Raw genomic sequence first — 7,184 nt, forward strand, 5'->3', positions numbered from 1 at the left:
TGGTAAAAATCGGAATAATAATTTAAGTATTAAATAAAGGTCCGTTTACTTGTCTCGTGAAGAGTTAATAGGGGTATCGCCAGCATTTCAGAAAAAACCCACGCTAAGCAAAAAATATAATAAGCTGTCCATATGGACAGCTTATTTACATAATGATCGTTCTCGGAAGTTACTTTTTCCTTTTACTTTGTAAGTAATCCAATAACAGTTATAACAATTAAGATAACTGCCCATATAATAAAATGTTTGTTTCTTTTTACAAATTTTATTGTTGTATCAGAGTCATCTGTTTCTTCAAAGCGTTCTATTTTTCTTTTTTGTACAACGAGTGTCCAAAAATACACTGCATTCCCTATTGATAAAATCAAAAAAGCATTTCCTAAATGACCATTTTTAAAGTTATCGTATAACGACCAAATGAGTAATAAAACAGTATAGACCATGAACGCATTTTTACTGGCTTTTGCTACATGATATTGTTCCATTTCGTCTTGTTTTTGTATCTGCATTGTTCTCTCGCTCCCTTATTTCAAAACTATTCAAGTGTAAAAATGTCCTCCATTTTTAGATTAAAGTAATGGGCTATTTTTAGTGCTAATTCTAAACTTGGGTTGTAGTGATTATTTTCAATAGCTACAATCGTTTGTCTTGTAACCTGTAAGTCCTTCGCCATTTGAATTTGTGTAATTTCATGTTGTACTCGTAATTCTTTAATTCTATTTTTTACAGCCATCGTTTCACCTGCAATGTAAAGATATCTTTACTAATAGATTATATAAAAACATCATAAATGTAAAGATATATTTACACTTTATTTTGGAAAAACAAAACCCAAAGCATATTTTAATTACTTTGGGTTCATGAATATTGTATACATGTTCAGTTAACATAACGTCTCATTATCGGTAGCAAGAAAAAGGCGAATCCCCTTTGAAAGTAGGGGTTCGCCTTTTTCTTTTTCTATAACCTAATTCATCTTTTTATACATTCTTGTCCTGGCGTGGGTTCAGGGCTCTTGTTTGTGATTGGATTAGCCAAAAAACTGTATAAAATCTTGCATGCTCTTAGCATGTTTTTTTCCGAAATGCTGGCGGTACCCATTAAATAGCAAGTGTAGAGATTGCTTGTTTGTAGATTAGTTGTTGTTTACCATGAGCCATCATTAGGACGGTAAATTTATCTGTTGCAAGGATCTGCCCACGTATTGGAACACCATTCATTAAAAATACAGTAACTTCCCCTTTTTTTTCTTTCAATTGTTTATACATATCTTCTTGTAAATTAAACATGAAATGCGCCCCCCTGGTTTCTTTGTATTTGGGGCACGGCAACGATTCCTTCTTTTTGGGGCCACTTATAAAAAACACATTAAATTTTAAATACTATTTTTATCTCCAGAAGATACCTCCTTTTACGGTTTTAAAAGAAAATAGGATAAATTACTTATGTTTTGAATTCATGTATCTTTTGATAAGGATAGGAAGAAAAACTCAAAATGATTCTAATTTTTGCATTCATCTACTTGAAAGATGAATGCTTTTTTTCGTACATAATAAAAAAATAAACATTTTTGTCACAAAACTCGTCTTTCTGGGTTCTTTATAATACAGGCATCAAATGAGAGTGAGGTTTTAACTGACATGTTAAAGATAAAAAAGGAAGAAAGGCCTGTCTCAGATGTAACATTTGAAGACTTATTTAAACAATACTACGTTTACGTTGTGAAACAAATTCTATGGATTGTTAAAAATCAGCCTATTGCTGAAGAATTAGCACAAGAAGTATTTTTACAGCTATATAGAAATGATTGGAAAACAATTGAAAATGTACCTGGTTGGCTCATAAAATCTTCTACTTATGTTGCATATAAATATCTACGATCTGAAAAAAGACATCAGGCGAGAATAGATAAAACGATACAATATCATGAGGTTCAACCTATCCCATCATTAGATGATGATTGGATTAGAAAAGAAGAGATTACAAAAGTGCAAAACGTACTTAGTAATATGAATGAACGAGATCGAACCATATTGTTAATGAAATTTTCTGGTTTTCAATATAAAGAAATCGCAGACGTACTTCATATCGACATATCTTCTGTTGGAACACTATTGGTCCGAGCCAAACAGAAGTTTCGTAAGATGTATAAACAAGTAGAGGGGGCATAACAAATGAATTGTTATGATAAAGGGTTGGTTCAAGCATTTATAGATGGGGAGCTTCCTCATCATACAAGAAAAGAATTTACAAAACATCTAGATACATGTGAAGTATGTAAAGATACATTACTTGAAATTAGTAAATTAAATCAATGGGAACATGTCATGTTAGAAGAAGAAACTATACACTCATCACAAGACATTAACATTAACATTGATATCGACCAAGCATGGAAAACATTTGAAAGTCGCACAAAACTAGAAAATGTTTCTTATATAAATGAAAAAACTGAACAGAAGAAGGGATTGTTTACGAATATGAACAAAAACTCAAAACGAATTATGTATGCGGCGGTAGCTGCAGCAGGACTTTTCACAACAGCTATGATTCCACAAGTACGAGTGGCAGCGACGAATGTTGCTTCCTATTTTTCGAATGAAGTTTCAAATGATAAGGTTGTAAATGAAGGTATGCAAGATGAAAATGGTGTCACACAAGATATGATGAAAAATGGCCAATACATTCCGATTGATGAGAAAATCACAGATCAAGGTGTTACGGTACATTTCAAAGAATTATATGTGGCAGATTCACGTATATCTGTTCATTATAAAATTGAAAAAGCAGATGGAAGTTTAGTACCGTATGAATTTGATACAACGGGATTAAATCTTAAAAGTGAAGGCAAGGAAAATGGACAACAAGAGGAAAACCCAGAGTACTACGGAAAAGATGGTAGCTTCTCACAATTACCATTTATTCAAGGAGAAAATGGCTTGCCATTCAAGCTAAAAGCGGCAGGGCAAGAATTAGATCATGTAGGTATTCGTGATAAAGATCGACCAGAAAGTGTCCTTACATTTGTGGAAGGTCCTGAGGGGAAAGATTCCTTCAAGCAGCCACTTACATTAGATGTAAATATAAATAAAATTGGAAAGGTAGCTGGATCTTGGAAGGGACAAATTCAAATTGATCCTTCCAAGTTGAAAAAGTAAAAAATTGAAATGAGAAAAAGAATAGAACAATATGTATCTAATACGAAGCTTATATTCTTTCTGGTGTTACTTACATGTATTTCTTACATGATTTTCACTCTATCTCTTTTAATTAAATAATCGAAGAAACATCCCAATAGAGTAAACCCTATTGGGATGTTCTTTTGATTCTGACTATTTATACATAGATTGTGGCTATTTTATTAAGTGGCCCCAAAAAGAAAGAATCGTTGCCGTGCCCCTATTTACTTTTCTTCTAATACCTGTTGGTTTTCACTGTTGGATATTTGTGATTCCCATTCACTTTCTATTTTTCTAAACCATTTTCCTATTTTGCTTAGATAATATCTTTTTACTTCACCATTAGGAATCCAAATTTCACGTTCATGTATTTGATCCATCACTTCATGAAGAATCTCATCATGTTCATACTTTTTAGGTTTTCTATAATGTGTTTTTACAAACTGTGTATATTCTCTACGTAACCAATTAGAAATATGTTGCCTTTGTCTTTGCTTGAGATGTGACCATTTTTTATTTGTTTGAAGGATTTTTCCATTTACTTTTATGTGGGTTTTCATCGACACTCATCCCCTTTTACTAGCAAAACGAATATATCACTATCGTATCACATTTAAATCGAAATACTGCTTTAGGGACATATTTCGCAAGAAATCTATCCAAAATATACAATACATTCTCCATTTAGCTGATTAAGTCTACACAAGATAAAATGTAGACTTTTATTGTGTTTTTTTGTTTTTAATCATTACGGTACGTGAAATTATTATGTTGACCATTAAAAAAAGCCCCTTGAAAGGAGCACTTATTTTACAAGATACTGTTCTATTTCTTTTAGTAATAGTTCTGCACCTTCTGGACTTAATGTTATCTTACCATTTGCTAATGCCATGTTGCGATTTGACACTTCTCCTGTTAATGCACAAACACCACCAGGCTGATACTTCTGTAAAATAATACCTTCCCCTTCTACAAAAATCTCTAATGGTGATTTTTCTTTAATACCCAGTGTATTTCTAAGTTCCTTTGGAAGTACTACACGTCCTAATTCATCTACTTTTCTAGTCATTCCGGTTGCTTTCATCCAGCATATTTCCCCATTTCATTATCAATTTGTACCCAAGTTATTCTTTACTATTGTAACAGGCTTTCACCATACACGAGAAACATAATGAACCAAAAACAGACCATCATTATAAGAAATTCTTTAAACCCTTGCTGGAAGGAAATACGACCTTCTTCCATTATACACGCCCCCTTTTCTCTACAACTTTATATATGTTAAATATAGAGGAAAGAAATCTGCCAATTTCTTTCCTAGACGGTCACTCATGACTATGCTCTTTGTTTGCTTTTGCAAATGAAGAGCTTTTATTTTGCATACTTATACTTGCTTTCTAACATCGCATAACGCAATAGCTTTAACTTTGTCTCTTTTTTCAACGCTTTCCACTCAGATACAGCAATCTTCATTCTTCATTCCTCCATTACTTTGTTATTTATTTAGACTTATAAGTTCCATTTGTAAATTTTTTAATTTCTTTATCACTAAACCCTTTATGGATAGCGAAAATTTCTGGAAAATCCGAGAGACACAAATCAATAATTGGTTGTTTTTTCCCATCCCCCGAAAAGAAGGTATAATACATAAAATACCAATTTATAAACAATCAACGTAACAAAAAGGTAGAAGTTTTATATTGTGACAAACGTTAACTTAGCATAAAGAGGCACTTACAGCAAAATGAATAATTGATTAAAAGAAGGGATACCTTTGTATTTTAAAGAATTTTATACTTTATTAAATATTTGATAAGTAAGGGGCTTACTGCCAGTTAATATAAGTTTTGCTACTAAAAAAGGAGGTAAATTAGAGTCGATAATGAAGAAAGAAACAAACTTTAACTCATCGTTGAAACCGAATGCACAAAGCAGAAATCTAGTTTCAAAAACTACACATTTTCCTAGTACCTACGTGATTTTTATTTTTGGTTTACTGATTTCCAGGATAGGTGATTCCCTTTATACGTTTGCTCTTCCTTGGATTGCCTATAAGTTAACTGGATCAGCAATAATTATGAGTTCACTTTTTGCTATCGGTGTGTTACCTATTGTTTTATTTGGTCCAATCGTAGGAGTAGTAGTGGATCGTTTTGATCGGCGGAAATTAATGTGGGTTGCTGATGCAGGATGTATTATTTTAGTATCCTTAATTCCTCTCCTGTATAACTTGAGCGTACTTCAACTATGGCATCTATATGCTATTTCTTTTATTTTAGCCGTACTATCGATGTTATTTGACGTAGCGACTATTACAGTAATTCCACAAATTGCAGGTCCATCGTTAACACGAGCCAATTCCGCATACCAAATGGTTAATCAAATTGCTAGTTTAGCAGGGCCCACATTATCCGGTATTATAATTGCTTTAATGGGTGGGATTAATGCCCTCTGGATAAATGCTATCTCTTTTATGGCTACTCTAGTTGCTGTATTACTATTGCCAAAATTAGAAAAGAAGAAACCTACAGATAGAGCAAAAACGCCATTGCAAACTATAAGGAATGATATGAGAGAAGGGCTAAAATGGTTAATGAATGATCGCCTTAACCTTGCTTTATCTCTTCAAGCAATGGTGGGAAACTTTGGCGCTAGCGCTGTATTAGGTGGGCTTATGTATTATTTACTTTCTACATTAAATCTATCTGCTGAAGAAAGTGGGATTAATTATACTTTAATTGGGGTAGGTGGTCTTTTAGGAAGTATCATTGTTATTCCACTTGAACAACGCTTTCGAAGGGGAATCCTTATTCCAACCCTTCTTGCTGTGGGAGCAATTGGATTGACCTATGCAATATGGAGTGAATATTGGCTTGCGCCGGGCATTTCATTTGGTCTTGCTATGATTTGTAATATAGCCTGGAATACTATTGTAGCATCCGTCCGACAGGAAACAGTCCCCACCAATATGCAGGGAAGAGTTTTAGGATTTTCACGTGTGCTTACTCGTTTGGCTATGCCATTAGGAGCACTAGTAGGTGGATTAATTTCCGATTTTAATCCGGTTGCAATATTTATTTTGGCATCAACTACAAAGGTCATTGAAGTTATTATCTCTCTTACTAGTCCTATTCGTAAATTATGAGCAAAAAGCCAATTTCCCTCACATGCAGGAAATTGGCTTTTTGTTTATCGTGATGTAAGCATTTTCACTTGAAAAACTACTGAAGAAACTATAATCCGTTTTTACACGTATCTCGGCTGAATCCCAATCTATCCAGTGTTCAATTGGTATATTTTGTATTATTCTCCTTTTTCGGGGGATGGGCAAAAACACCCTAATTATATTATCAGTTGCACTTATATAGTAATATTGAACAGCTACCTGATAATCTGAATATAAATAGTACTTATGAATCTTATAATCTAATCCATTTTTCTCTAATACCTCATAAAGCTTATTTTTAGTTTCATCCATTACGTCAAAAATCGTTAACTGCTCCATTATTAACAGCCCCTCATTGTGTAAATTTACTAAACTAACTCTAAGAACAAGGTTGTTTCATTATGTTCATTGGTATGCACATTAAACCTTTTCCGGTAGCTTCTAATGCACTAAAAAGCATTCTTTTATATCCTTGATCTATAAAATCTACACTGATTTGACCATGATTCATAATAAATTGAAGATCAGCCATCATCTTTTTAACTTTCCGTTCCATGTAATAACCTCCTCAATAAAGTTATATAACTTATAATATTTTTTATAGAGGAGGTTGCTATATGGCTGTTAATAAAGACAAGTACACTCAAATTTTAGTTACTTTTACAAAAGAACAAGTAGAACAAATAGAAAATTACTGGCATGAAAATAAGCTGAAGAATCGAAATGAAGCAATTCGTCAGGTCGTAGACAAAGGGTTAAGTCGTAAATAATGGCTACCCTTTTTATTTTTCTTAAAAAACCTAAAAACGCATTTAAATCCTCTCTCTCCCTTTACATGC

General features: G+C 33.0%; 10 protein-coding genes and 1 pseudogene. 4 read left to right on the plus strand and 7 right to left on the minus strand.

The features are described from left to right. Nucleotides 1–182: 182 nt before the first annotated feature. The 3 genes from MR160_RS32145 to hfq form a co-directional block, all read right to left on the minus strand. Nucleotides 183–509 carry a hypothetical protein gene (locus tag MR160_RS32145; protein ID WP_113769050.1) on the minus strand — a complete coding sequence of 109 codons (327 nt, stop codon included), beginning with the start codon at nucleotides 507–509 and terminating at the stop codon, nucleotides 183–185. A gap of 26 nt (nucleotides 510–535) precedes the next feature. Next, a complete protein-coding gene (locus tag MR160_RS32150; protein WP_002090667.1) occupies nucleotides 536–733 on the minus strand; it encodes a helix-turn-helix transcriptional regulator in 198 nt (65 codons plus the stop codon). A 367-nt stretch (nucleotides 734–1,100) separates the two neighbouring features. Further along, nucleotides 1,101–1,289, minus strand: coding sequence for an RNA chaperone Hfq (hfq, locus tag MR160_RS32155; RefSeq protein ID WP_242299078.1), 189 nt, complete (start codon nucleotides 1,287–1,289; stop codon nucleotides 1,101–1,103). Between the two features lie 351 nt (nucleotides 1,290–1,640). Between hfq and MR160_RS32160 the strand changes: the two genes are divergently transcribed. Both MR160_RS32160 and MR160_RS32165 read left to right on the plus strand, forming a co-directional pair. Continuing rightward, nucleotides 1,641–2,171, plus strand: coding sequence for an RNA polymerase sigma factor SigX (locus MR160_RS32160; protein ID WP_242299079.1), 531 nt, complete (start codon nucleotides 1,641–1,643; stop codon nucleotides 2,169–2,171). A 3-nt stretch (nucleotides 2,172–2,174) separates the two neighbouring features. Continuing rightward, nucleotides 2,175–3,158: a DUF4179 domain-containing protein gene (locus tag MR160_RS32165; protein ID WP_242299080.1), complete on the plus strand. Its 984-nt coding sequence runs from the start codon at nucleotides 2,175–2,177 to the stop codon at nucleotides 3,156–3,158. A 245-nt stretch (nucleotides 3,159–3,403) separates the two neighbouring features. On the opposite strand, the gene MR160_RS32170 is transcribed toward MR160_RS32165, so the two are convergent. Next, entirely contained in the window at nucleotides 3,404–3,739 is a 336-nt protein-coding gene (locus MR160_RS32170) for a transposase (RefSeq protein WP_242299081.1), read from the minus strand. Between the two features lie 245 nt (nucleotides 3,740–3,984). Further along, nucleotides 3,985–4,263: an AbrB/MazE/SpoVT family DNA-binding domain-containing protein gene (locus tag MR160_RS32175; protein WP_242299082.1), complete on the minus strand. Its 279-nt coding sequence runs from the start codon at nucleotides 4,261–4,263 to the stop codon at nucleotides 3,985–3,987. 798 nt (nucleotides 4,264–5,061) lie between these two features. On the opposite strand from MR160_RS32175, the gene MR160_RS32180 reads away from it, so the two are divergent. Next, entirely contained in the window at nucleotides 5,062–6,324 is a 1,263-nt protein-coding gene (locus MR160_RS32180; RefSeq protein ID WP_242299083.1) for an MFS transporter, read from the plus strand. An 18-nt stretch (nucleotides 6,325–6,342) separates the two neighbouring features. Here MR160_RS32180 and MR160_RS32185 read toward each other — a convergent pair whose 3' ends face one another. Both MR160_RS32185 and MR160_RS32190 read right to left on the minus strand, forming a co-directional pair. Further along, on the minus strand, nucleotides 6,343–6,684 hold the full coding sequence (locus MR160_RS32185; protein WP_242299084.1) for a hypothetical protein: 342 nt from the start codon (nucleotides 6,682–6,684) through the stop codon (nucleotides 6,343–6,345). Between the two features lie 29 nt (nucleotides 6,685–6,713). After that, nucleotides 6,714–6,901, minus strand: a pseudogene (locus MR160_RS32190) (hypothetical protein). Between the two features lie 61 nt (nucleotides 6,902–6,962). Here MR160_RS32190 and MR160_RS32195 point away from each other — a divergent pair. Continuing rightward, complete coding sequence (locus MR160_RS32195) at nucleotides 6,963–7,115, plus strand: ribbon-helix-helix domain-containing protein (protein ID WP_172794261.1); 153 nt, start codon at nucleotides 6,963–6,965, stop codon at nucleotides 7,113–7,115. The last annotated feature ends 69 nt before the right edge of the window (nucleotides 7,116–7,184 follow it).

The sequence above is a fragment of the Bacillus cereus group sp. BfR-BA-01382 genome (assembly GCF_022663475.1).
Classification (GTDB): Bacteria; Bacillota; Bacilli; order Bacillales; family Bacillaceae_G; genus Bacillus_A; species Bacillus_A thuringiensis_S.